Genomic DNA, 23,056 nt, shown 5'->3' with positions numbered 1-23,056 from the left:
TGAATCCTGGCGTCCCCACGGGGAATCGAACCCCGGCTACCGCCGTGAAAGGGCGGTGTTCTAACCGCTAAACTATAGGGACTTTGGTGCACCCGGAGCGATTCGAACGCCCGACCCTTTGGTTCGTAGCCAAATACTCTATCCAACTGAGCTACGGGTGCAGATTCTGGCGGAGAAAGAGGGATTCGAACCCTCGATACAGGTTTAAGCCCGTATGCTTCCTTAGCAGGGAAGTGCCTTCGACCACTCGGCCATTTCTCCGTTCAGAGAGCGCCATAATAAGTAAGGCGACGCCCTCTGTCAAGCATTTGCACCAAAAATTATGCCGGCTGATCCAGACCAAATACCTTGTGCAGCACGCGTACGCCCAGCTCCAGATATTTTTCGTCAACCAGAACCGATACCTTGATTTCGGAAGTGGAGATCATCTGGATGTTGATGCCCTCTTCGGCCAGGGTACGGAACATGGTGGAAGCCACGCCACAGTGCGAACGCATGCCCACGCCGACGATGGAGATCTTGGCGACTTTTTCGTCCGCATCGATCTTGGCCGCGCCGATATGGGTTTGCACTTCGCGCAGGATGTCCATCGTGTGGTGGAATTCGCCACGCGGCACGGTGAAGGAGAAGTCGGTGGTACCGTTCTCACCCACGTTCTGGATGATCATGTCGACTTCGATGTTGGCATCGGCAATCGGGCCCAGAATCTGGTAGGCAATGCCCGGCTTGTCCGGCACACCTTTCACATTGATGCGCGCTTCATTACGGTCAAATGCAATGCCTGCAACGACGGCCTTTTCCATGTTTTCATCTTCCTCGAACGTAATCAGCGTGCCTTCCCCTTCGTCTTCGAAGCTGGACAGTACACGCAGACGTACCTTGTATTTCCCTGCGAACTCTACCGAACGGATCTGCAGAACCTTGGAACCCAGCGACGCCATCTCGATCATTTCCTCGAAGGTAATGGTCTTCAGGCGACGGGCATCGGGCACCACGCGCGGGTCGGTGGTGTAAACACCGTCCACGTCGGTATAGATCTGACATTCATCCGCCTTCAATGCGGCAGCCAGTGCCACGGCAGAAGTATCGGAACCACCACGACCCAGCGTGGTGATATTGCCGTTTTCATCCACACCCTGGAAGCCGGCCACCACCACTACCGAACCGGCAGCAAGGTCTGTCCGCATGGCGGCTTCGTCGATGGATTGAATGCGTGCCTTGTTGTGAGCGTCGTCAGTGGTAACGCGCACCTGCCAGCCACAATAGCTCTTGGCATTAACGCCAGCGTCCTTGAGCGCCATGGCCAACAGGCCGATGGTAACTTGCTCGCCGGTGGAAATGATCACGTCCAGCTCGCGCGGGTCCGGATAAGCCTGGATCTCTTTGGCAAGGGCAATCAGTCGGTTGGTTTCGCCACTCATGGCAGATACCACCACCACGACATCATGTCCCTGCGCTTTCCATTTGGCGACACGGCGGGCCACGTTCTTGATGCGCTCCGGAGAGCCCATCGAGGTACCGCCGTACTTTTGTACGATGAGTGCCATGCTTGCTTCTTATATAGAAAGGTTGATATGTCGGACTTCGATTCTGACCCGATCTTCGCCACAAAAGCAAGGCCATTGTTCGACAATGCCCACCGTCCTTTGCGCAATGCAACAAATGGCAGGGCTTCAGTGGCTATTGATCAGGAAAAACGAAGCTGAAACGGATACAGATTCAACCGCGTTCATCACACGTTCTGCAGCAGGCGTTGTGGATGCGTGTAGACATTCACTCGCCCTGGCCTGGCAAATCCCAGCAGGGTAAGGCCGTACTGCTCGGCCATCTGCACCGCCAGCGCCGTCGGTGCCGATACTGCCACCAGAATCTCAATGCCCACTGCTGCAGACTTTTGCACCATTTCATAACTGGCGCGGCTGGTCACCAGCGCAGCGCCATCCGCCCAGCCGCAACTGGCCCGACAGCCAATCAACTTATCCAGTGCCACATGCCGGCCCACGTCTTCGCACACCTGCAGCAAGTGACCATCCAAACTCAGCCAGGCTGCGGCATGGGTACAGCCGGTGGCTTGTGACAATAGCTGCTGCACCGGCAGCGCCTGCAAGGCCTGGTTCAGCGCGGGCAGACCCAGGCGAACCGTATCGGGCAGGGAACCCAGCGGACGGAAGACTTCGGCCAGTTGCTCGACACCGCAAAGACCACACCCAGTACGACCGGCCAGTTGACGTCTTCGCTCCTTGAGTGCTGCAAAACATACGCTGGCCAGCTCGACATGTACTTCGATGCCGCTGGCAGCTTCATGCAATTCGATGTCATAGATATCAGCCAGACTGCGGGCAATACCCTCAGCCAGGGTGAAGCCACGGGCAAATTCTTCCAGCTGCTGCGGACTGGCCATCATCACCACATGCGCCAACCCGTTGTAAACCAGAGCGACAGGCACTTCGCAGGCAAGCAGGTCATCACAGGGCTGCAGGGGTTGCGCATCCTGCCATTGCAGGCGCTGTACCGGAAGCTGCGAGGGGAAGACGGGGAACTGGGTGGCGCTCATCAATTTGCATTTTCAATGAATAAATTGGCATCGGCGATTTGAGCTTAGGCAAATAGCTGACGATAATGCATGCAGGCTACAACCGTCTGGTTGGTCAGGCCAGTGTTTCCTGTACCTTCCCCCTTGCCCGGCTTGCTGGCAGGCCAGGGCAGGACATCCGGAAAGACTTTACTTCATTCCCTCATAAGGAGCCCCTCCATGCAGGTTAATCGGCGACAGTTTTTCAAACTGTGTGCCGGGGGTATGACAGGTTCCACCATTGCAACACTGGGCCTCTTGCCGGAAACGGCAATGGCGGATGTGCGCAGCTACAAGCTGATGCGCGCCAGTGAAACGCGCAATACCTGTCCTTACTGCTCGGTAGGCTGTGGCATTCTGATGTACGGCCTGGGCGATGGTGCCAAGAACGCCAAGTCCGAAATTTTCCATATCGAGGGCGACCCGGACCACCCGGTGAACCGAGGTGCACTCTGCCCCAAGGGCGCAGGCCTAGTGGATTTCATCCACAGCCCCAATCGCCTGAAACACCCGGAAGTGCGCGAAGCGGGCAGCAATGAATGGAAACGCATCAGCTGGGATGAGGCTTTTGCGCGTATTGCCAAGCACATCAAACAGGACCGTGACGCCAACTTCATCGCCAAGAACGCCGATGGCGTGACGGTGAACCGCTGGCTGTCCACCGGTTTTCTGGCGGCGTCTGCTTCCAGCAATGAAGCTGGCTGGCTGACCCACAAATTCACCCGCAGCCTGGGCATGCTGGCTGTCGACAATCAGGCGCGTGTATGACACGGACCAACGGTGGCAAGTCTTGCCCCAACATTTGGTCGCGGTGCCATGACAAACCATTGGGTCGACATCAAGAACGCCAATCTGATCGTGGTGATGGGTGGCAATGCCGCCGAAGCACACCCGGTTGGCTTCCGCTGGGCCATTGAGGCCAAGACCCGCAACAAGGCCAAGCTGCTGGTCATCGACCCGCGCTTTACCCGTACTGCCTCGGTGGCAGACTTCTACGCGCCTATTCGTACCGGCACGGACATTACCCTGTTGTCCGGCGTGATCCGCTATTTGCTGGAAACCGGCAAGTACAACAAGGAATACACGCTCGCCTATACCAATGCGGCACTGCTGGTACACCCGGACTTCAGCTTTGAAGACGGCTTGTTCAGCGGCTACGACGCGGAAAAACGCAAGTACGACAAATCCACCTGGGCCTACCAGCTGGACGATAAAGGCATGGCCAAACGCGACGACACGCTGAGTGACCCGCGTTGTGTGATCAACCTGCTGAAACAGCATGTATCGCGCTATACCGCCGACGTGGTGGCCAATATCTGCGGCACGCCCAAAGAGGCCTTCCAGGCCATTTGCGAACATCTGGCGGAAACCAGCGCACCGGACAAAACCACCTCCTTCCTGTATGCACTGGGCTGGACCCAGCATTCCATTGGTGCGCAAAACATCCGCACCATGGCGATGATCCAGCTGCTATTGGGCAATATGGGCATGGCCGGTGGCGGCATCAATGCACTGCGCGGGCATTCCAATATCCAGGGGCTGACCGATCTGGGCCTGCTGTCTACCAATCTGCCTGGCTACATGAACATGCCGTCGGAGAAAGAGCCGACCCTGCAAGCCTATCTGGACAAGTACACCAGCAAGCCGCTGGCCGATGGCCAGATGAACTACTGGCAGAACACCCCCAAGTTCTTTGTTTCCTTGATGAAGGCAATGTGGGGTGACAAGGCCACGGCGGACAATAACTGGGGCTATGACCTGCTGCCCAAGTGGGACAAGGGCTACGACGTACTGCAGTACTTCGAGCTGATGCACCAGGGCAAGGTGAACGGTTACTTCTGCCAGGGCTTCAACCCGGTGGCGTCCTTCCCCAACAAGAACAAGATCGTGGCTTCGCTGTCGCGACTGAAGTTCCTGGTGATCATGGACCCGCTGGTGACGGAAACCTCCACCTTCTGGCAAAACCACGGCGAGCAGAACGATGTGAAGACGGCGGACATCAAGACCGAAGTATTCCGTCTGCCCACCACCTGCTTTGCCGAGGAAGACGGCTCCATCGTCAACTCCGGCCGCTGGCTGCAATGGCACTGGAAGGGTGCGGAAGGCCCTGGCGAGGCGCTGACCGACCCGCAAATCCTGGCGGGCATTTTCCTCAAGCTCAAGGCCATGTATGCCAAGGATGGCGGCACCTTCCCGGATGCCATCAACAGCCTGTCCTGGGCTTATGGTGACCCGCACGAGCCCAAGCCGGAAGAGCTGGCCAAGGAGCTGAACGGCAAGGCGCTGGTTGATTTGCCCGATCCGAAAAACCCCGGCCAGTTTCTGGCGAAAAAGGGCGAGTTGCTGCCCGGCTTTGCCCTGCTGCAAGCAGATGGCAGCACCGCCTCCGGTTGCTGGATTTTTGCCGGTAGCTGGACCCAGGCCGGCAACCAGATGGCGCGGCGTGACAATAGCGACCCGTCCGGTCTTGGCAATACGCTGGGCTGGGCCTGGGCGTGGCCGGCCAACCGCCGCATCCTGTACAACCGCGCCTCCTGCAAGCCCGATGGCACGCCATGGGACAAAAAGCGCACGCTGATCAAGTGGAATGGCGAAAAGTGGGTGGGTGTGGATGTGCCGGACTTCAAGGCCGACGAACCGCCTGGCAGCGCCATGGGCCCCTTCATCATGCAGGCCGAAGGGCTGGGACGCCTGTTTGCGCTGGACAAGATGGCCGAAGGCCCCTTCCCCGAGCACTACGAGCCGTTCGAGACGCCGCTGGGTACCAACCCACTGCACCCGAAGGTAATTTCCAACCCGGCAGCACGGCTGTTCAAGGACGACAAGGCGCAACTGGGCCAGCATCAGCAGTTCCCGTATGCCGCCACCACCTACCGCCTGACCGAGCACTTCCATTACTGGACCAAGCATGCACGGCTGAATGCCATCATGCAGCCGGAACAGTTTGTGGAAATTGGCGAAGAGCTGGCCAAGGAAAAAGGCATTGCCCATGGCGACCTGGTGAAAGTGTCATCCCAGCGCGGCTATATCAAGGCCAAGGCGGTGGTCACCAAGCGTATCAAGGCACTGCAGGTAAACGGCCAGTTGGTACACCATGTTGGCGTGCCGATTCACTGGGGCTTTGAAGGCTTGACCAAGAAAGGCTTCATTGCCAATACGCTGACGCCGTTTGTCGGGGATGCCAATACCCAGACGCCGGAGTTCAAGTCCTTCCTCGTCAACGTAGAAAAAGCCTAAGGAGCGACCATGTCACTGCAATCGCAAGATATCCTGCGCCGCTCCGCCAGCCCCACCCAGCCGCCGATTGCGCGTGAGCACAAGGCGGAAGTGGCCAAGCTGATCGACGTGTCCACGTGTATAGGCTGCAAAGCCTGTCAGGTGGCCTGTTCGGAGTGGAATGACCTGCGCGACGAAGTAGGCAACAACGTCGGGGTGTATGACAACCCGGCCGACCTGACCGCCGAAAGCTGGACGGTGATGCGTTACAGCGAAGTGGAGCAAAACGGCAAGCTGGAATGGCTGATCCGCAAGGATGGCTGCATGCATTGTGCCGACCCCGGCTGTCTGAAAGCCTGCCCGTCGCCCGGTGCCATCATCCAGTACGCCAATGGCATTGTGGATTTCCAGTCCGAGCATTGCATTGGCTGCGGCTACTGCATTGCCGGCTGTCCCTTCAATGTGCCGCGCATCAACCAGAAGGATAACAAGGCCTACAAATGCACCTTGTGTTCCGACCGGGTGAGCGTGGGACAGGAGCCGGCCTGTGTCAAAACCTGTCCCACCGGTGCCATCCACTTTGGCAGCAAGGAGGACATGAAGGAATACGCACAGGAACGGGTGGACGAGCTGAAAACCCGTGGCTATGCCAATGCCGGTCTGTACGATCCGCAAGGCGTGGGCGGCACGCACGTGATGTATGTGCTGCACCATGCCGATCAACCCGAGCTGTATCACGGTCTGAAGAAAGACCCGCAGATCAGCCCGGTGGTCAGCCTGTGGAAGGGCATCCTCAAGCCGCTGTCCACCATTGGTCTGGCGGCCTCGGTGCTGTTTGGCTTCTTCCACTACATCGGCGTTGGCCCCAACAAGGCCGAGGATGAAGACGAGGAGGACAAGGCATGAGCAAGGAAAAGCTGATCAAGCGCTACAGCGCGGCGGAACGCATCAACCACTGGATTGTGGCCGTGTGCTTTCTGCTGCTGGCCATCTCCGGCCTGGCGTTTTTCTACCCGGCCTTCTTCTGGCTCACCGGTGTATTTGGCACGCCACAGCTGGCGCGCATCGTGCACCCCTTTGTGGGCGTGATGATGTTTGTCGGCTTTGCCCGCCAGTTCTTCCGCTACTGGCATCACAATTTCATCGACAAGGAAGACATCAAGTGGATGAAGTCGGTGAAGTCGGTGCTGGCAGGGCAGGAGGTGGGTGATACCGGCAAATACAACGGCGGCCAGAAAGGCATGTTCTGGATGATGACCGGCTGCCTCTTGGTATTGATTTGTACCGGTGTGGTCATCTGGCGGCCCTACTTTGCCTATTCCTTCCCCATTGATGTGGTGCGCATTGCCCTGCTATTGCATGCCTGGAGCGCGCTGGCGCTGATTGCCGGCATCGTGGTGCATGTATACGCGGCCATCTGGGTACGTGGCACCATCCGCGCCATGGTGGAAGGCGTGGTCACCCATGCCTGGGCCAAGAAGCACCATCCGCGCTGGTATCGTGAAATGACAGGAGACAAGCACAAGCCATGAGCATTCGCATTGTTCCGGTCGAGCAATTGGCCGAACGTCAGGCAGCCAGCCTGGACATCACCCCGCTGCTGCTGCCGCAGCCAGCCACGCTGTATCGTCAGCGTGCAGCTAGGCTGCAGCAACTGGCGGCGGGCCATGTGATGGCCGATTACCTGCAACTGGCCAGCCGCATTGCCCAGGCCCAACACCAGCTGGTGCACAGCCAGCCGGTGCAGCTGCCTGCGCGGGAGGACTACTTCCGCCAGTGTGCCGAGCATGGCCTGCCACCACTGGGGGCCATGGCCTGGCAACGCGACGGGCAGTGGCAGCAGATTCTGCAGGCCCTGTGCCAGCAACTGCGCAGCGATGCCAACCCGGCACTGCAGCAGGTGCTGGCACAATTGACGACAGCCACAGCGGAGCAGCATGAACGCGCCGCGCAGGCACTGTTGTCCGGTGATCTGGCAGCGGTAGACAGCGCGCAGGCGCCCTTCATCTGGGCGGCCTTGTCGGTGTATTTCAGCCAGTTGGCCAGTCAGTTGCAGGTGGCCGCCGTGGCCGAGCCGGGCGATGCGCGTCACCTGTGCCCGGTGTGCGCCAGCGCCCCGGTGGCCAGCATCGTGCATCAGGGTAACGAGGCCGGTTTGCGCTATCTGCACTGCAGCCTGTGCGAAAGCGAGTGGCATATGGTGCGCGCCAAGTGCAGTAACTGCGAAGCCACGCGCGACATCTGCTACTGGTCGCTACAGGAGGCGCATGATGCTGTGCGCGGCGAGTCCTGCGGCGATTGCGGCAGCTATCTGAAAATCCTGTCGCTGGACAAGGATCAACAGGCCGAAGCCGTCGCAGATGATCTGGCCAGCCTGGCGCTGGATGCCGCCCTGGAAGAACAGGGCTTTGCCCGCAGCGGCCTCAATCCACTGCTGTTTCCCGGCTAGCCCTCCTGTCCGCACACTCAACCGGCCTCCTGGCCGGTTTTTTATTGCCTGCTCCCTGATGGAATACCGTGCGCGCCGTTTGCATTCAACCCGGCCAGCAACTAGAAAACAAGAACAACAAGCGGATGCTGTAATGACAAAAACGGCTGCCAAGGCCGGATAAATCGCCGTCAGGCCGTCATACGGCTGGTGCAGTGACAAACCTGCACCTGGACGGCAAGCACGGCGAGGGGAAGGCCATGAGCAAGACCATACTGATTGTCGACGATTCGACCAGCCTGCGGCTGGTCGTCAAGATGACGCTGGAAGGTGCCGGACATCATGTTATCCAGGCCGCTGATGGCCAGCAGGCGATGGCCCTGCTGGATGGCCGTCAGATCGACCTGGTGCTCACCGAACTCAACATGCCCGAGCTTGACGGCTTCGGCCTGCTGCACAGCATCCGCCAGCACCCCGTCTACGGACACACTCCCGTCATCATGCTGACCACACAGGATACGTCGTACCTGCAGCAACTGGGACAGCAAAAAGGCGGCTGCAGCTGGATCGTCAAGCCATTCGAACCCACCCACCTGCTGGCTGTCGTTGCCCGGCTCACTCTGGGCTGAGGTTATCCATGCCGTATCTGCTCACCCTGTCTGCCGAACAGACCATCTACCAAGCCCCGGCACTGCAGCAGCAACTGGCCGAGGCGCTGCGCCAGCACCCAGACCTGCTACTGGATCTATCCCAAGTCAGCGATATCGACTGTGCCGGTGTGCAGGTACTGCTATGGCTGCAAGCCGCAATGGACCAACAAGGCCGCCACCTGCGGCTGTGCCAGCCCAGCCAGGCAGTCAGCAACTTCCTTCAGCTGATGGGTTTTACGCAGTTGCAAGCCTGTGTGGAGAGCAGCGATGAATCTTGAACAGGCCATGCAATCCTTCCTGCTGGAATCTGCCGAACTGCTGGAGGAAATGGAAAGCATTCTGCTGGATGCCGAAGCAGACAGCATCACCGCCGAGCAGCTTGGCGCCCTGTTTCGCTGCATGCACACCATCAAGGGCTCAGCCGGGCTGTTCGGGCTGGAAGATATCGTCCACTTCAGCCATCAGGCAGAAAACCTGTTGGACCAGTTACGTGATGGCAAGCTGCAACTGGATGCAGAACTAAGCGGCCTGCTGCTGCGCAGCCACGACCATGTCAAGGCGCAGTTGGCTGCCGTAGAAGCAGGCCAGCCCCTGCCGGGCGGCGAGGAGGCCGCCATCCTTGCCGAGATTGCCCTGCGCCTGCATGCAGACACCGCATCAAGCCCGCTGCCGACTGCCGCCGCAACTGCCGAACCAGCGCCGCCTGACGACTGGCTGCTCACCCTGCGCTTTGGCCCGGATGTGCTGCGCAATGGCATGGACCCGGCATCCTTCATCCGTTATCTGGCCACACTGGGAGAAATCCGCCGCATTGCCAGCTACTGCTGCAACTTGCCCGCCGACGACAGCTTCGACCCCGAGCGTAATTACCTGCGGCTGGAGCTGCAGTTTTACGGTGCCGTGGATGCAGAACAACTGGACAGCGTGTTCGCCTTTGCCAGCGAGGGCAGCCAGTTCATCATCAGCCCGCTGGCACAATGGCAACAACATCTGCAGCAGGCATTGCAACTGGGGGATGCCGCCGAACAGCAACAGGCCAGCCAGTTATGGCAGCAATGGGGGCTATCGCCACAGCAGGCCGCCGCCATGCCTGCTCAACCAGACCAGGATCAGCCCGCCCCACCGCTTATTGCCACAGCAGCAGAGGGCGAGGGAAAAGCCGCCCGGCAGGGCGAAAGCCGTTTCATCAAGGTGGAAGCCAGCAAGCTGGACAACCTGATCAACCTGGTTGGCGAACTGGTGATTGCCGGTGCGGCCAGCAGCCTGTTGGCCCGCAGCCATGGCAATAGCCCGCTACTGGAATCCACCGCCATCCTGTCAGGCCTGATCGAGCAGATTCGCGGCCAGACCCTGGCCATGCGCATGGTTCCCATCGGAGAAACCTTCAGTCGCTTCAGCCGTGTGGTACACGACGTCAGCCATGCCTTGGGCAAGGAAATCCGCCTGCAGATCAGCGGTGCCGATACCGAACTGGACAAATCAATGGTGGACAAGCTGGCAGACCCGCTCACCCACCTGGTGCGCAATGCCATTGATCACGGCATCGAAGACGTGGCGCAGCGCCGCGCCGCTGGTAAGCCGGATGCAGGCCGGGTCTGGCTGGACGCTTATCACGAATCCGGCAGCGTGGTGATAGAAGTGGCCGATGATGGCGGCGGCTTGAGCAAGCAGCGCATTCTGGCCAAGGCCAGGCAGCGTGGCATTCTTGCCGGCGACATGCTGTCAACGGAGCAAGACGTGTTCCGGCTGATCTTTGAAGCCGGCTTTTCCACCGCCGCACAAGTCAGCAACCTGTCTGGCCGGGGTGTCGGGCTGGATGTAGTGAAAAATAACATCGAGCAACTGCGTGGCACGGTAGAGGTGGAAAGCGAAGAGGGCCTGGGCACAACCTTCCGGCTACGCTTGCCACTGACGCTGGCCATCATCGATGGCTTTCTGGTGACGGTGGGCAACGCCACCTTTGTCCTGCCGCTGGACACCGTGGTGGAATGCCTGGCCTTGCCCGAGACGCAGCCAGCCCGCAGCGCAATCAGCCGCTTCAACCTGCGCGGCGAGGTGCTGCCCCTGCTTGAGTTACGGCGCTTTCTGGAACTGGATGGCCAGCCAGGCCCGCGCCGGAACGTGGTGATCATCCAGACGGGTGACTGCAAGGTTGGCCTGGTGGTTGATGCTTTGCACGGCGAATTCCAGACTGTCATCAAACCCCTGAGCCCGCTGTTTCGCCACCTCAAAGCCATTAGCGGCTCCACCATTCTGGGCAATGGCGAAGTCGCCCTCATCCTGGATGTGCTGGCACTGACCCAGCACGCCCGCGCACAAGAGCACATGCAATACCAGACAGGCCAGGAAGCAGCCGTGACGCTGCCAGACAACTGGCCACCATATGACAATAAGCAATCGGGGAAACCAATATGAAAAATTCTGCACCCATGAGCATCACCATGCGGCTGAGCCTGGGCTTTGGCAGCATATTGCTGCTCTTGTTGCTCTGCGTCAGCGTCGCCCTGTACAGCTTTGACAGCACCGGCAGGATGCTGGATGACATGCGTATCAACGACCGGGATGCCACGCGTGTTTCCACCCTGATCGAACAGGCTCAGGAGCTCAGAGTGATGTATCGCAACATCATCATTTATCCAGACCTGCACGCCATCAACCTGGCCATCCAGAAGTACAACGAAGGCCACCAACGCTACCTGGACAGCGAACAGACCATGATGCGCGACATGTTGGCCGAGCCGGCCCTCACCCAGCATGAAAAAGATTTGCTGGGCCAGCTGCGCAAAATCCGCCCACTGGCTTTAGCGCTGGTGGATAAATCGGTAGCCCAAGCGGCCATCAACGAAAAAGAGGCTGCCATCCGGATCATGCAGGTAGAAGTCACACCGGCCATGGAACAGCTGATGGAGACCTTGCGCCAGTTGTACGACACAGAACTGCGGCTGAACGAGCAGGCCCGCCAGCAGAACACGCAGGATCTCCAGCAAGCCTACCGCATCATGCTGCTGCTCTCTGTCGGCGCACTGCTGCTGGGCAGCGTGCTGGCTGGCCTGATCATCCGCTCGCTGCGACGGACCATTGGTGGCGAGCCGCATGCCGTGGCACAGATCATGCAGCAGCTGGCAGCCGGACATCTGAATGGCCAGCTGCCGCTACGCAAGGGCGATAACAGCAGCATGATGTATTCGGTGGCGCGCACGGTCAGCACCCTGACCGGCATCATGGTAGAAGTAAAAAACGGTGCCACCAACCTGGCCTCAGCCGCCCAGCAGCTCAATGCCACCTCGCAGTCCCTATCCCAGTCAGCCAGCGAATCAGCTGCCGGTATCGAGGAAACCACCTCGGCAATCGAAGAGATGTCTGCCGCCATCAACCAGACCAATGACAACGCCCGCATCACCGAAGGCATTGCCGAGCAGGCAGCCCGCGAAGCAAGCGAGGGCGGCGAAGCCGTGCGTCAGACCGCCACCGCCATGCGCCAGATTGCCGATCGCATCGGCATCATCGATGACATTGCCTACCAAACCAATCTGCTGGCCCTGAATGCCGCCATCGAAGCCGCACGGGCCGGGGAGCATGGCAAGGGCTTTGCCGTGGTGGCTGCCGAAGTACGCAAACTGGCAGAACGCAGCCAGGTGGCCGCCCAGGAAATCAGCCAGGTGGCCACCGGCAGCGTGGGGCTGGCCGATCAGGCCGGCAAACTACTGGGAGAAATGGTGCGCTCCAGTGGCCGTACCGCAGATCTGGTACAGGAGATCGCCGCAGCATCCAGCGAACAGGCCAGCGCCGTCAACCAGATCAGCAGTGCCGTGCAACAGCAGAACGGCACTACCCAGCAAAACGCATCGGTGAGTGAAGAGCTGGCGTCCACGGCAGAACAGATGAGCAGTCAGGCCGAGAGCCTGCTGGAGCTGATGAACTACTTCCGCCTTAGCGATGAACCGTCCGGCGGCCCATCCACTCCGCATGAGCATCCGGGGCCGCAAGCAGGCCCCCCTTCTCCGCTGCGGCGCATCGGCGGCAGTCATGCCGATGATTCCGACTTCATCCGCTACTAGGCAGAACAGCATGGGCACACATGCACACTGGCGCAAACAGGCTGATGCGCTATCGCCGCTACCGGCTGCCCCGGCGGCAGCCCAGCGGCAATACCTGCGCTTCAGAACCGGAGAGGAGCAGATGGGCATCACGCTGGATGCCATCCGCGAGCTGCTGGAATACCAGCCACTGACCACCCTGCCCCGCATGTCCCCCCTGCTTGCCGGCGTCCTTAACCTGCGTGGCAACGGGGTGCCTGTGCTTAACCTTGCCCACTGCCTGGGCTTACCTGCCGGCCCGCAGCAACGCCGCAGCTGCATCATTATTCTGCAACTGGCAACGGCAGTGTCGGCCAGTGAAATCGGCATTCTGGTCGATGAAGTACATACGGTGGAAGATATTGCCGACGACACCATCGAAGCCCCACCGCAACTGGGCAAGCTGTTACCGCCCGGCCTGCTGGCTGGCATGGTGCGCGAAGCCCAGGGTTTTACCCTGCTGCTGGATGCCAGCCAGCTGCTGACGCCTGATGTGCTGTCGCAGCTGTGCCAGTCGGCGGCAACTGCAGTGGCTGATGCGCCCGACAGCCTATTGCCGGGAGACCAGCATGACTGAACCCACCGGACAGTATCTGCGCTTCCAGCTGGGTACTGAAACCTTCGCCTGCAACATCCTGCAAATCAGGGAAATCCTGGAATACCACCGCCCAACCACCGTGCCACAGATGCCGGCCTTTGTGCATGGCGTGATGAACCTGCGTGGCAGTGTGGTACCGGTCATCGACCTCGCACAGCGGCTGGGCCGTCCACCTGGCAAGGTATTGCGCCGCAGCTGCATCGTCATCTTGCAGGCAGGCTCGCAGGCACCGCCGGTTGGCATGCTGGTGGATGCTGTGCACGAAGTCGTCAGTCTCAACCATATCGACATCATGCCGCCACCGCCATTCGGCAATCAGCTGCGCACCGATTTCATTGCCGGTCTGGCCTGCCATGCGCACGATTGCCTGATGCTGTTGCAGATGGACAAGGTGCTGTCGATCGAAGAGATGGCCGCACTGGCCAACCCTGCCGCCGTGCAGATTCAGGCGGACAGCAGCAGTGTGTTGAACTAGATTGGGATAAGCAGTTACTTGCAACCATTTTTGTCTGCCGGATGCCTTTGCATCGCAGCAATCCATGAAGAAGCCATGCATAGCGACGCACGCAAAGAGATTTTCCTGCATCCGGGCGAATGGAAGTTTGCCGGTCAGGAATACATCATCAGCACCTTGCTTGGCTCCTGTGTGTCCATCGTGATGTGGCATCCACAGCTGCTGCAAGGTGGCATGTGTCATTACTTGCTGGCAAGGCGCAATGAAAGCAGCGACACCTTGTCAGGCCGCTACGGTGACGAGGCCATGCTGCTGTTGCTGCGCTCCGCTCTGGCTTGTGGCAGGCCGCTACGGGAGTTTCAGGTCAAGCTGCTGGGCGGTGCCACCGTTCTGTCACACCGGGATGGAGAACGCAGCAGCAATGACGTGGCCGCGCGTAATGTCGAGATGGCGCGGCAACTGGCACGCCAGCTGGGACTGAATGTGCAGGCGGAAGATCTGGGTGGGGTCAGCCCCCGCATGGTGGTGTTTGACGTGCAATCCGGCGATGTCTGGGTGCGCCTGTCCCAGGACGGTGACACGCAGAGCAATCTGTCGGCCAAAACAAGGAAAAAAGCATGAGCATCAAAGTCATGATCGTGGACGACTCTGCCGTGGTACGGCAGGTGCTGAGTGAAATCTTCAATGCCAGCAGCGGTATCGAGGTCATGGATGTGGCCACCGACCCCATTGTCGCCATGGAAAAAATGAGGCAGCAGTGGCCGGACGTCATCGTGCTGGATGTGGAAATGCCGCGCATGGACGGCATTACTTTCCTCAAGCAGATCATGGCCAGCCGGCCAACGCCGGTGGTCATCTGCTCCTCGCTCACCCAGAAAGGTGCCGACATCAGCATGCAGGCCATGGCCGCCGGTGCCGTAGAAGTCATTGCCAAGCCACATGCGGGCGTGAAACAGTTTTTGCAGGACAGCAACAACCTGCTGGTTCAGGCGGTAAAAGCCGCTGCGCTGGCCCGCATGAGCCGCATGCGCAGCCTGCCGCCCACGCCGCTGGAAACCCGCCCCAAGCTGTCGGCAGATGCCGTACTGGCCGCCCCCACCGGCCAGCAGATGTTCCAGACCACCGAACGCATCGTTGCCATTGGCACCTCCACCGGTGGCACCCAGGCGCTGGAGGCCATACTGACCAAGCTCCCGCGCACCTGCCCGGGGCTGGCCATCGTGCAGCACATGCCGGAAAAATTCACCGCGTCCTTTGCCGAACGGCTGGACCGGTTATCGGAAATCGAAGTCAAGGAAGCCGCCACCGGGGATCGCATTCTGCCGGGGCGTGCGCTGATCGCCCCCGGTGGCAAGCACATGATGATCAAGCGCAGCGGCGCTTTCTATCAGGTGGAAGTGGTGGACGGCCCACTGGTCAGCCGCCACAAACCCTCAGTCGATGTGCTGTTCCGCTCCGCCGCCAAGTTTGCCGGATGCAATGCACTGGGCATCATCATGACCGGCATGGGCGATGATGGCGCCAAGGGACTGAAGGAAATGCACGATGCCGGAGCCAAAACCATCGCCCAGGATGAAGATAGCTGCGTGGTGTTCGGCATGCCCAAGGAAGCCATCAAACTGGGGGCCGCCGATGAGGTGATGCCGCTGGACACCATTGCCAAGGCCATATGCCGCTAATGGAGACCGACAGCATGCTGCTTGCCGACATGCAGGATGTGTTGATCGTGGAAGACAGCAGCCTGCACCGACAACTGGCCAGCGAAATCTGCCAGGAACTGGGCTTTTCCAGTGTCCGGTTCGCGGCCAACGGCGAGGAAGGCATGGCCAGGGTACGAGAGCGCCTGCCGGATCTGATGCTGCTCGACCTGGAAATGCCACGCATGGATGGCGTGCAGGTGATGCAGCAACTGGCAGCAGAAAAGCTTGCCCCGCACATCGTGCTGACATCCGGCAAAGACTGCATGCTGATTTCCACACTGGAGCTGATGGGAACGGGCTTGGGTTTGCAAGTGCTGGGCGGCCTGAAAAAACCGCTGAACAAAAACCAGTTGCAAGATTTACTGCAACGCTTGTGCCCCCAAGCCAGAAAAAACAGCGAAGACTGCCCCTTGTTTGACCCGGCCAGCGTGCGCCAGGCACTGGAGCAAGGCCAGATCATCCCCTACTACCAACCCAAGATCGACCTGAGCACCGGCCATATCAAGGGAGCGGAAATGCTGGCCCGCTGGCAGCATCCCGAATGCGGGCTGATTGCCCCTGCCCGTTTCATTCCGGTACTTGAACAGAACGACTGGGCTACCGAACTGACGCTCAGCATGCTGGAACAGGGCTTGCGCCAATGGCAGGAGTGGGCACGCCACGGTCTGCGCCTGCCATTGTCCATCAATCTTTCGGCCCGCTCGCTGCAGGGCAACAGCCTGATCACCGCAGTGGAAAGCCGGTTGCAACGCAGCCGGGTACCGGCCCGCTACATTATTTTTGAGATTACCGAGACCGCCATTTCCGACAGCCTGACCGACGCCATCGGTATTGTCGCCCGCCTGCGGCTGGCCGGCATGGGACTGTCGATTGATGACTTTGGTACCGGCTTTGCCACCTTCCAGCAACTCACCCGCTTTCCCTTCACCGAACTAAAAATCGACCAGTCACTGGTGACTTCGATTGCCGACAAGCCTCATCTGCAGGCCATCACCGACAGCATCATCGAACTGGGCTCCCGCATGAAACTATGCACGGTGGCCGAAGGCATAGAAACACAACAGGATCTGGACATCATGCAACAACACGGTTGCCAGCTGGGACAAGGTTATTTCATTGCCCGGCCAATGGACGCCAGCCAGTTTCTGCCCTGGGCCAAGCAACACCAGCCCGGCTTCAGCCCGACTCCCCGCACCGTCAACTAGCACCGGTTAACACAGTTTCCCTGCATCCAGTTCACCGGGCCCTAGGGCAGCCGCCACAACGGTGGCTCATCCATCAGGGCAATCTGCTCGCGCAGCGAGAGAATCTGCTCCTCCCAGAAGCGCGGTTGTGCAAACCAGGGAAACGCCACCGGGAACGCCGGATCATCCCAGCGCCGTGCCAGCCAGGCGGCGTAATGCAGCAAGCGCAGCGTGCGCAGGCCTTCCAGCAGATACAGCTCGCGCAGGTCGAAATCACAGAAGTCCTCGTACCCTGCCAGCACGTCGGCCAACTGCGCCGACTGCTCATCACGCGAGCCAGACAGCAACATCCACAAATCCTGTATTGCCGGGCCCATGCGGCTATCGTCAAAATCGACAAAATGCGGGCCATCATCGGTCCACAGCATATTGCCATTATGACAATCACCATGCAGCCGCAGCTGCCGTACCGTGCCGGCACGTTCAAAGCAACGCCGCACGCCATCCAGCGCCTGGGCGGCCACGCCGCGATAGACTTCGCGCAGATCAGCCGGCAGCACATTGCCATCCAGCAGATAGGCAACCGACTCCTCACCAAAGCTGCGAATAGTCAAGGCGGGGCGGAACTGATACGGCAGAACCTGCCCCAGCGCGTGGATACGCCCCAAAAAGCGGCCTATCCACTCCAGCGTATTGCTGTCCCCCAGCTCCGGCACCCGGCCACCGCGCCGGGCAAACAGGGCAAAGCGGAAACCCTGGTAGTGATGCAGGCTGGCATTGCCAAACAACAAGGGCGGTACTACCGGGATTTCCCGCTCGGCCAGTTCCAGACTGAAAGCATGTTCCTCCATAATCTGCGCATCGCTCCAGCGACCGGGACGGTAAAACTTGGCCACCAGTGGCGGAGCATCCTCCATGCCCAACTGGTAGACACGGTTTTCATAGCTGTTGAGTGCCAGCAGGCTGCCGGAGGCGCGCAGCCCCAGGCTTTCCACTGCATCCAGCAGAACATCCGGCGTCAGGCCGGCAAAGGGGGGCGTGGATTCTTGAGTCATGCTGGCATTATACGTGTACTTCAAACATCACTATCCATTGCAGTCCTCACTCAGCTAGTATCCACATAAGAAGCATCCGCTTCGCAGGAGATTGCCATGCACACCAGCGACCCGCAGCAAAACAGGAAGCTGCTATCCCTGCCCGCCGATATTGCCGAAGCCACCTGGAATGGCTGGCAATGCATCGCCCACACCTTGCACCGTCAACGGTGCGAACCGGCAGCCAGCCGGCGTAGCCAGTTGCTGCACCTGCTGGGCTGGCTGGCCGGTAATGTACTGCTGGTGGGCCTGCTCTACCTGCTGTACCGCTTTTCCCGATTCTGAAAATACATGCCATGCCGCTGAAAAACCTGTACGCCCGCCTGCCCTCGGTAGACCGGCTGCTTAATCATCCCTTGCTGGAAAAAGTACTGGATCGTCATGGCAATGCCGCCCTGGCCGAAGCCGTGCGCCAAACGCTGGATGAGGCCCGCCAGCACATCCGCAGCAACAACAGCCTGCCACGCTGGGCCGAGGACGAATATCAACTGGCCGCGCAGGCCAGTCAGCGGGTGAGTACACGCCAGCAAGTGCAGATTCGCCCGGTATTCAACCTCAGCGGCACCGTGCTGCATACCAATCTGGGGCGGGCACCGATGGCGGAAGAGGCCGTTGCAGCGGTCAGCCGCGCCATGCGCGAAGCGGTCACCCTGGAATACGATCTGGATGGCGCAGGCCGTGGCCACCGCGATACGGCCATCAGCGAACTGCTACAGGAGCTGACCGGGGCTGAAGCCGCCTGTGTGGTCAACAACAATGCGGCAGCCGTGCTGATCATGCTGTCCACCGTAGCGGCCGGGCGTGAAGTGATTGTGTCGCGTGGCGAACTGGTGGAAATCGGCGGCGCGTTCCGCATGCCAGACGTCATGCGCCAGGCGGGCTGCCAGCTGGTGGAGGTGGGAGCCACCAACCGCACCCACTTGCGCGACTACAGCCAGGCCATCAACCCGGCTACCGGTTTGCTGATGAAAGTACACACCAGCAACTACCATATCGAGGGCTTCACCCACAGCGTCAGCGAAGCCGAGCTGGCCGAGCTGGCCCACCACCACGGCTTGCCAGCGGCCACTGACCTGGGCTCTGGTGCGCTGATCGATCTGTCCGCCTACGGCCTGCCGGCTGAACCGATGCCGCAGCAAATGATTGCCCAGGGGGTGGATCTGGTCAGCTTCTCCGGTGACAAGCTGCTGGGTGGCCCACAGGCCGGACTGATTATCGGCAAAAAGAGCTGGATAGACAAAATCCAGCAACATCCACTCAAGCGTGCACTGCGCTGCGACAAAATGACGCTGGCCGCACTAGAAGCCACGCTGCGGCTTTACCTGCAGCCGGACAGGCTGGTACGCCAGCTCCCCACACTACGCCGCCTGGTCCGCCCGCAGGCAGACATGCAGCAGCAAGCCCTGCGCTTGCTGCCGCTGCTACGTGACTTTGCCGGCAGCGATTTTGATACCGCAGACCATCCCTGCCTGTCGCAGATTGGCAGTGGCTCATTACCTGTAGACCGTCTGCCCGGCTGGGCCATTACCTTCAGCCCGCGCGATGGCCGTGGCAGCACGCTGGAAGCGCTGGCCACCCGGCTGCGCAAGCTGCCCGCCCCCGTGATTGGCCGCCTGTACGATAGCAAGCTGTGGCTGGATCTACGCTGCCTGGAGGATGAAACCGCCTTTCTGGCCAATCTGGGCCTGCCAGACTCAAGCAGCAAGCCCGCCTAGCCGTGCCAGCGGCTCCAGCCAAGGATGAGTACAAAGGCCGCCACGCCCCAGCTCAGCGTGGCGGCTGCCAGCGCCCAGGGCAGACGCAGACGGTCCAGCAGGCAATACAGGCTAAACAGGTAGATAAAATAAGGCAGCAAGGACCACATGCCAAACAGCACGGTGGTCTTGAGCGCCAGCGCACCGCGCTCGCTGCCTACAATGTAGTGGGCAATCAAGGCAAAGGTGGGAAACAGTGGCACCAGGCCGGCGATATAGTAATTGCGCGAGCGGGACAGAAGGCTGATCAGTACAACAGCCAGCGCACCCAGCAGGGACTTGAGCAACAGAGCCAAGGTCATTCCGGATCAATATAATTAACAGCTGCTATTTTGACATGATCGGCAGCGAACACCTGCGAAATGCAGATCATTCTTATTATTGTTTTTATTTACCAACCAATAAATTTCAATTAATAAAAACTTAAGCCAGCTGTGGCATACTGCACTCCCCACCCGATCCGGACCGCTTTGCCATGACCATACACACCAGCCATGCTCCACACGAAACGGTAGATGAAGCTGCACGCAATAAAGCCGCGCACCGCAGCACCATGGTTAGCGTCTGGGTCAATATCGTACTGGCCAGCGCCCAGATCCTGATCGGCGTATTTGCCAAGTCGCAAGCGCTGGTGGCCGATGGTGTCCATTCGCTGTCCGACCTGCTGTCCGACTTTGTCGTCCTCTTGGCCGGCCATCACAGCCGCAAGGCACCGGATGATGACCACCAGTATGGCCATCAGCGTTATGAAAACGCCGCCTCCCTGGTGTTGGGCGGCCTGCTGCTGGCCGTCGGCATCGGCATGCTGTGGTCCGCCGCCGTCAAGTTTCACGACCCCTCGTCCATCCCCACTGTGCACAGTATCGCCTTGTGGGTGGCCGTGGTGGCACTCATCGCCAAGGAATTGCTGTTCCGCTTCATGCTGGCGGTGGCACAGCGGGTGCGCTCCAGCATGCTGGTGGCCAATGCCTGGCATGCACGTTCGGATGCGGCATCTTCGCTGGTGGTCGCTATCGGCATCATCGGTAACCTGATGGGCTATCCGATTCTCGACCCGGTTGCCGCTCTTATCGTGGGCTTCATCGTAGGCAAGATGGGCTGGAGCTTTGCCTGGAACTCACTGCACGACCTGATGGACCGCGCTGCCGACACCGAAGAAGCCGATGCCATTCGCCACACCCTGCTGGCCACCAGCGGCGTACGCGCGCTGCATGACCTGCGCACCCGCAAAATGGGTGATTTGATCCTGGTGGATGTCCATCTGGAAGTGGATGGCCACATGAATGTCTTCGATGCCCACACCATTGCCGAGCAGGCACGCGAGCGAGTAATGGCCGCCCACCCGGTATTGAACGTGATGACGCATATCGACCCGGTTGGCCTTGAACACCCGACAGACCATTCTGTTACATGATTTTTGCGACCGCCGGCCATGTCGATCATGGCAAAACCGCCCTGCTCACCGCACTAACCGGCCAGAATGCCGACCGGCTGCCGGAAGAGAAAAAACGCGGCATGACCATAGACCTGGGTTATGTCTATCTGCCGCTGGCAGACGGGCGGGTGGCCGGTTTCATTGATGTACCCGGCCACGAAAAATTTCTCTCCAACATGCTGTGTGGCCTGTCCGGCATTCCACATGCCTTGCTGATCATTGCCGCTGACGACGGCATCATGCCGCAAACCCGGGAACACCTGGCCATCCTGCAGCTTAGCGGCATTGCGCAACTGACTGTGGTCATCAGCAAATGTGATCTGGTTGATTCGGCCCGCCAGCATGCTGTCGCCAGCGCCGCCAGCCAGCTGCTGGCCGACAGCCCGTGGCCTGCAGCACCGGTTTTCTTTGTCTCCAGCCACAACGGCGCAGGCATAGCACCGCTGCGCCAGCACCTGCTGCAACATCTGTCAGCGCCATCAGTGCCACCCGGCCAGCGTTTTCGTCTGGCCATCGACCGTGCCTTCAGCCTCAGCGGAGCCGGTCTGGTCGTTACCGGCACGGCACTGGGCGGCCAGGTAAGCGTTGGCGACCGGCTCTGGCTCAGCAGCAAGGAAACCCCGGTCAGGGTACGCAGCCTGCATGTACAAAATGCCGCAGCACAGTCCGGCCAGGCCGGGCAGCGCATTGCACTGAATCTGGCAGGCGATGTGCAAAAGCAAGACATCCAGCGCGGCGACTGGCTGTTTGATACAGCACCAGTCCCCCCCAGCAGCCGCATCAGCATCAGCGTTCAGGCCATCGCCCCCTTACGCCACTGGCAGGCGGTGCATATTCATCATGCGGCACGCCACATTACCGGACGACTGTCCCTGCTCAACCGCAGCCAACTGAGTGCTGGCGAAACTGCCCTGGCCGAGCTGGTACTGGGTCAACCCTTGTGGATGGCCAACCACGACCGGCTGATACTGCGCGATGCCAGTGCACGCGACACCATCGCTGGCGCACGCCTGCTGGAACTACAGGTTCCCGGCAGAGGCAAGCGTCAGCCCGCCCGGCTGGCCTATCTGCAGCACTTACAAACCACCAGCCTGACACCGGCAGAGCGGCTGCAGCAACAAAGCCAGCAGCAGGCCGTGGTGCTGGAAGACTTTGCCTGGGCCATGCAGTTGCATGAGCACGCCTTGCAGCAGTTGCTTGCACAAAGCCCAGGCCAGCAGGTTGCCGGCCGCTTTTATCACCCGCAACACTGGGCCGCTATGCAGGCAACCCTGCTACAGAAACTGGCCATGCTGCACCAGCAACAGCCAGACCAACTGGGAGCCAGCCGTGGCCGCCTGCGTCGGCTCGCCCTGCCCGGCGAACCCGAAGCCACGGTCAACCTGCTACTGGAACAACTGCTGCAACAAGGCCAGCTGAAACAAACCCGGGGCTGGCTACACCTGCCGCAACATGTACTGGCTTTCACTCTGCAGGAGCAGCAGCAATGGCGGCGCCTGGCACCCTGCTTTGTTGGCAGCGAACCCCACTGGGTACGCGACCTCGCCAACACACTGGGCGAGGATGAAGGAGAGATACGCCGCTTGCTGCACAAGGCAACACGACTGGGTCATGTCATGGCCGTGGTACAGGACCGCTACTTTTCCAGCGCCAATATGCATACAATGGCTGACATCATCCGTCAGCTCTGCCTGCAGCATGGTCACGCAGATGCCGCCGCCTTCCGCAACCAGCTGGGCTGTGGACGCAAGCTTGCCATTCAAATTCTGGAATTTTACGACCGCACTGGCTTCACCCGCCGTCTGGGTGATCGCCATTTGCTGCGCGAGGACCTGCTGTTTGGCAGCGCAGAATCGGCGACCAGGCAGCACACTTTCCCGCCGGGCTGAAATCGG

At 60.0% G+C, this 23,056-nt stretch carries 21 protein-coding genes and 3 tRNA genes; 17 read left to right on the top strand and 7 right to left on the bottom strand.

All coding sequences use genetic code 11. The features are described from left to right. Positions 1 to 7 precede the first annotated feature (7 nt). From ACODR9_RS17970 to fdhD, 5 genes are all read right to left on the bottom strand, one after another. A tRNA-Glu gene (locus tag ACODR9_RS17970) sits at positions 8 to 82 on the bottom strand. 2 nt (positions 83 to 84) lie between these two features. Further along, positions 85 to 161, bottom strand: a tRNA-Arg gene (locus ACODR9_RS17965). Positions 162 to 167: 6 nt separating this feature from the next. Beyond that, positions 168 to 261, bottom strand: a tRNA-Ser gene (locus tag ACODR9_RS17960). Between the two features lie 59 nt (positions 262 to 320). Further along, positions 321 to 1,547, bottom strand: a complete 1,227-nt coding sequence (locus tag ACODR9_RS17955; protein WP_488810921.1) for an aspartate kinase — start codon at positions 1,545 to 1,547, stop codon at positions 321 to 323. Positions 1,548 to 1,732: 185 nt separating this feature from the next. Further along, positions 1,733 to 2,554 (bottom strand): formate dehydrogenase accessory sulfurtransferase FdhD, encoded by an 822-nt coding sequence (fdhD, locus tag ACODR9_RS17950; protein WP_488810919.1) that lies wholly within the window; start codon positions 2,552 to 2,554, stop codon positions 1,733 to 1,735. 198 nt (positions 2,555 to 2,752) lie between these two features. Here fdhD and fdnG point away from each other — a divergent pair, with 198 nt between their 5' ends. The 13 genes from fdnG (at position 2,753) to ACODR9_RS17885 (ending at position 16,899) form a co-directional block, all read left to right on the top strand. Further along, entirely contained in the window at positions 2,753 to 5,809 is a 3,057-nt protein-coding gene (fdnG, locus tag ACODR9_RS17945; protein ID WP_488810917.1) for a formate dehydrogenase-N subunit alpha, read from the top strand. A 9-nt stretch (positions 5,810 to 5,818) separates the two neighbouring features. Next, positions 5,819 to 6,694 (top strand): formate dehydrogenase subunit beta, encoded by an 876-nt coding sequence (gene fdxH / locus ACODR9_RS17940; RefSeq protein WP_488810915.1) that lies wholly within the window; start codon positions 5,819 to 5,821, stop codon positions 6,692 to 6,694. Beyond that, positions 6,691 to 7,320 carry a formate dehydrogenase subunit gamma gene (locus tag ACODR9_RS17935; protein WP_488810913.1) on the top strand — a complete coding sequence of 210 codons (630 nt, stop codon included), beginning with the start codon at positions 6,691 to 6,693 and terminating at the stop codon, positions 7,318 to 7,320. Before fdxH ends, ACODR9_RS17935 begins: the two co-directional genes overlap by 4 nt. Beyond that, a complete protein-coding gene (gene fdhE, locus ACODR9_RS17930; RefSeq protein WP_488810911.1) occupies positions 7,317 to 8,237 on the top strand; it encodes a formate dehydrogenase accessory protein FdhE in 921 nt (306 codons plus the stop codon). The genes ACODR9_RS17935 and fdhE overlap by 4 nt, the downstream gene beginning before the upstream one ends. Positions 8,238 to 8,476: 239 nt before the next feature. Beyond that, positions 8,477 to 8,845: a response regulator gene (locus ACODR9_RS17925; RefSeq protein ID WP_488810909.1), complete on the top strand. Its 369-nt coding sequence runs from the start codon at positions 8,477 to 8,479 to the stop codon at positions 8,843 to 8,845. Between the two features lie 8 nt (positions 8,846 to 8,853). Further along, positions 8,854 to 9,144 carry an STAS domain-containing protein gene (locus ACODR9_RS17920; RefSeq protein WP_488810907.1) on the top strand — a complete coding sequence of 97 codons (291 nt, stop codon included), beginning with the start codon at positions 8,854 to 8,856 and terminating at the stop codon, positions 9,142 to 9,144. Then, the gene (locus ACODR9_RS17915) at positions 9,134 to 11,281 is read left to right on the top strand and encodes a chemotaxis protein CheA (protein WP_488810905.1); all 2,148 of its coding nucleotides are present in this window, start codon (positions 9,134 to 9,136) and stop codon (positions 11,279 to 11,281) included. Before ACODR9_RS17920 ends, ACODR9_RS17915 begins: the two co-directional genes overlap by 11 nt. Further along, on the top strand, positions 11,278 to 12,924 hold the full coding sequence (locus ACODR9_RS17910; protein WP_488810903.1) for a methyl-accepting chemotaxis protein: 1,647 nt from the start codon (positions 11,278 to 11,280) through the stop codon (positions 12,922 to 12,924). Before ACODR9_RS17915 ends, ACODR9_RS17910 begins: the two co-directional genes overlap by 4 nt. A gap of 10 nt (positions 12,925 to 12,934) precedes the next feature. Beyond that, positions 12,935 to 13,519: a chemotaxis protein CheW gene (locus tag ACODR9_RS17905; RefSeq protein WP_488810901.1), complete on the top strand. Its 585-nt coding sequence runs from the start codon at positions 12,935 to 12,937 to the stop codon at positions 13,517 to 13,519. After that, positions 13,512 to 14,015: a chemotaxis protein CheW gene (locus ACODR9_RS17900; protein ID WP_488810899.1), complete on the top strand. Its 504-nt coding sequence runs from the start codon at positions 13,512 to 13,514 to the stop codon at positions 14,013 to 14,015. The genes ACODR9_RS17905 and ACODR9_RS17900 overlap by 8 nt, the downstream gene beginning before the upstream one ends. A gap of 75 nt (positions 14,016 to 14,090) precedes the next feature. Continuing rightward, entirely contained in the window at positions 14,091 to 14,615 is a 525-nt protein-coding gene (locus tag ACODR9_RS17895) for a chemotaxis protein CheD (protein ID WP_488810897.1), read from the top strand. Further along, positions 14,612 to 15,673, top strand: coding sequence for a protein-glutamate methylesterase/protein-glutamine glutaminase (locus tag ACODR9_RS17890; protein ID WP_488810895.1), 1,062 nt, complete (start codon positions 14,612 to 14,614; stop codon positions 15,671 to 15,673). The genes ACODR9_RS17895 and ACODR9_RS17890 overlap by 4 nt, the downstream gene beginning before the upstream one ends. A gap of 14 nt (positions 15,674 to 15,687) precedes the next feature. Then, positions 15,688 to 16,899: an EAL domain-containing response regulator gene (locus ACODR9_RS17885; RefSeq protein WP_488810893.1), complete on the top strand. Its 1,212-nt coding sequence runs from the start codon at positions 15,688 to 15,690 to the stop codon at positions 16,897 to 16,899. Positions 16,900 to 16,940: 41 nt separating this feature from the next. On the opposite strand, the gene ACODR9_RS17880 is transcribed toward ACODR9_RS17885, so the two are convergent. Then, positions 16,941 to 17,933 (bottom strand): serine/threonine protein kinase, encoded by a 993-nt coding sequence (locus ACODR9_RS17880; RefSeq protein WP_488810891.1) that lies wholly within the window; start codon positions 17,931 to 17,933, stop codon positions 16,941 to 16,943. Positions 17,934 to 18,029: 96 nt separating this feature from the next. On the opposite strand from ACODR9_RS17880, the gene ACODR9_RS17875 reads away from it, so the two are divergent. Continuing rightward, positions 18,030 to 18,257 (top strand): hypothetical protein, encoded by a 228-nt coding sequence (locus ACODR9_RS17875; RefSeq protein WP_488810889.1) that lies wholly within the window; start codon positions 18,030 to 18,032, stop codon positions 18,255 to 18,257. Positions 18,258 to 18,268: 11 nt separating this feature from the next. After that, entirely contained in the window at positions 18,269 to 19,687 is a 1,419-nt protein-coding gene (selA, locus tag ACODR9_RS17870; RefSeq protein ID WP_488810887.1) for an L-seryl-tRNA(Sec) selenium transferase, read from the top strand. Here selA and ACODR9_RS17865 read toward each other — a convergent pair. Continuing rightward, entirely contained in the window at positions 19,684 to 20,028 is a 345-nt protein-coding gene (locus ACODR9_RS17865) for a GlpM family protein (protein ID WP_488810885.1), read from the bottom strand. The two genes, selA and ACODR9_RS17865, sit on opposite strands and share 4 nt — an antisense overlap. Before the next feature lie 173 nt (positions 20,029 to 20,201). Here ACODR9_RS17865 and ACODR9_RS17860 point away from each other — a divergent pair, with 173 nt between their 5' ends. Further along, entirely contained in the window at positions 20,202 to 21,140 is a 939-nt protein-coding gene (locus ACODR9_RS17860; protein ID WP_488810883.1) for a cation diffusion facilitator family transporter, read from the top strand. Beyond that, positions 21,137 to 23,050, top strand: a complete 1,914-nt coding sequence (gene selB, locus ACODR9_RS17855) for a selenocysteine-specific translation elongation factor (protein ID WP_488810881.1) — start codon at positions 21,137 to 21,139, stop codon at positions 23,048 to 23,050. The genes ACODR9_RS17860 and selB overlap by 4 nt, the downstream gene beginning before the upstream one ends. Positions 23,051 to 23,056 lie beyond the last annotated feature (6 nt).

The sequence above is a fragment of the Aquitalea sp. FG25 genome, from assembly GCF_057809375.1.
The sequence above is the reverse complement of the archived record's forward strand: the minus strand, read 5'-3'. Positions and strand labels throughout refer to the sequence as shown.

Bases quoted from the DNA above. Each gene is read 5' to 3' on its own strand.
- ACODR9_RS17915 (WP_488810905.1), top strand. From the start codon at position 9,134: ATGAATCTTGAACAGGCCATGCAATCCTTCCTGCTGGAATCTGCCGAA.
- ACODR9_RS17905 (WP_488810901.1), top strand. From the start codon at position 12,935: ATGGGCACACATGCACACTGGCGCAAACAGGCTGATGCGCTATCGCCG.
- ACODR9_RS17925 (WP_488810909.1), top strand. From the start codon at position 8,477: ATGAGCAAGACCATACTGATTGTCGACGATTCGACCAGCCTGCGGCTG.
- ACODR9_RS17895 (WP_488810897.1), top strand. From the start codon at position 14,091: ATGCATAGCGACGCACGCAAAGAGATTTTCCTGCATCCGGGCGAATGG.
- fdhE (WP_488810911.1), top strand. From the start codon at position 7,317: ATGAGCATTCGCATTGTTCCGGTCGAGCAATTGGCCGAACGTCAGGCA.
- ACODR9_RS17955 (WP_488810921.1), bottom strand. From the start codon at position 1,547: ATGGCACTCATCGTACAAAAGTACGGCGGTACCTCGATGGGCTCTCCG.
- ACODR9_RS17910 (WP_488810903.1), top strand. From the start codon at position 11,278: ATGAAAAATTCTGCACCCATGAGCATCACCATGCGGCTGAGCCTGGGC.
- ACODR9_RS17875 (WP_488810889.1), top strand. From the start codon at position 18,030: ATGCACACCAGCGACCCGCAGCAAAACAGGAAGCTGCTATCCCTGCCC.
- fdhD (WP_488810919.1), bottom strand. From the start codon at position 2,554: ATGAGCGCCACCCAGTTCCCCGTCTTCCCCTCGCAGCTTCCGGTACAG.
- ACODR9_RS17865 (WP_488810885.1), bottom strand. From the start codon at position 20,028: ATGACCTTGGCTCTGTTGCTCAAGTCCCTGCTGGGTGCGCTGGCTGTT.
- ACODR9_RS17935 (WP_488810913.1), top strand. From the start codon at position 6,691: ATGAGCAAGGAAAAGCTGATCAAGCGCTACAGCGCGGCGGAACGCATC.
- selB (WP_488810881.1), top strand. From the start codon at position 21,137: ATGATTTTTGCGACCGCCGGCCATGTCGATCATGGCAAAACCGCCCTG.
- fdxH (WP_488810915.1), top strand. From the start codon at position 5,819: ATGTCACTGCAATCGCAAGATATCCTGCGCCGCTCCGCCAGCCCCACC.
- ACODR9_RS17860 (WP_488810883.1), top strand. From the start codon at position 20,202: ATGACCATACACACCAGCCATGCTCCACACGAAACGGTAGATGAAGCT.
- selA (WP_488810887.1), top strand. From the start codon at position 18,269: ATGCCGCTGAAAAACCTGTACGCCCGCCTGCCCTCGGTAGACCGGCTG.
- ACODR9_RS17880 (WP_488810891.1), bottom strand. From the start codon at position 17,933: ATGACTCAAGAATCCACGCCCCCCTTTGCCGGCCTGACGCCGGATGTT.
- ACODR9_RS17900 (WP_488810899.1), top strand. From the start codon at position 13,512: ATGACTGAACCCACCGGACAGTATCTGCGCTTCCAGCTGGGTACTGAA.
- ACODR9_RS17885 (WP_488810893.1), top strand. From the start codon at position 15,688: ATGCTGCTTGCCGACATGCAGGATGTGTTGATCGTGGAAGACAGCAGC.
- ACODR9_RS17890 (WP_488810895.1), top strand. From the start codon at position 14,612: ATGAGCATCAAAGTCATGATCGTGGACGACTCTGCCGTGGTACGGCAG.
- ACODR9_RS17920 (WP_488810907.1), top strand. From the start codon at position 8,854: ATGCCGTATCTGCTCACCCTGTCTGCCGAACAGACCATCTACCAAGCC.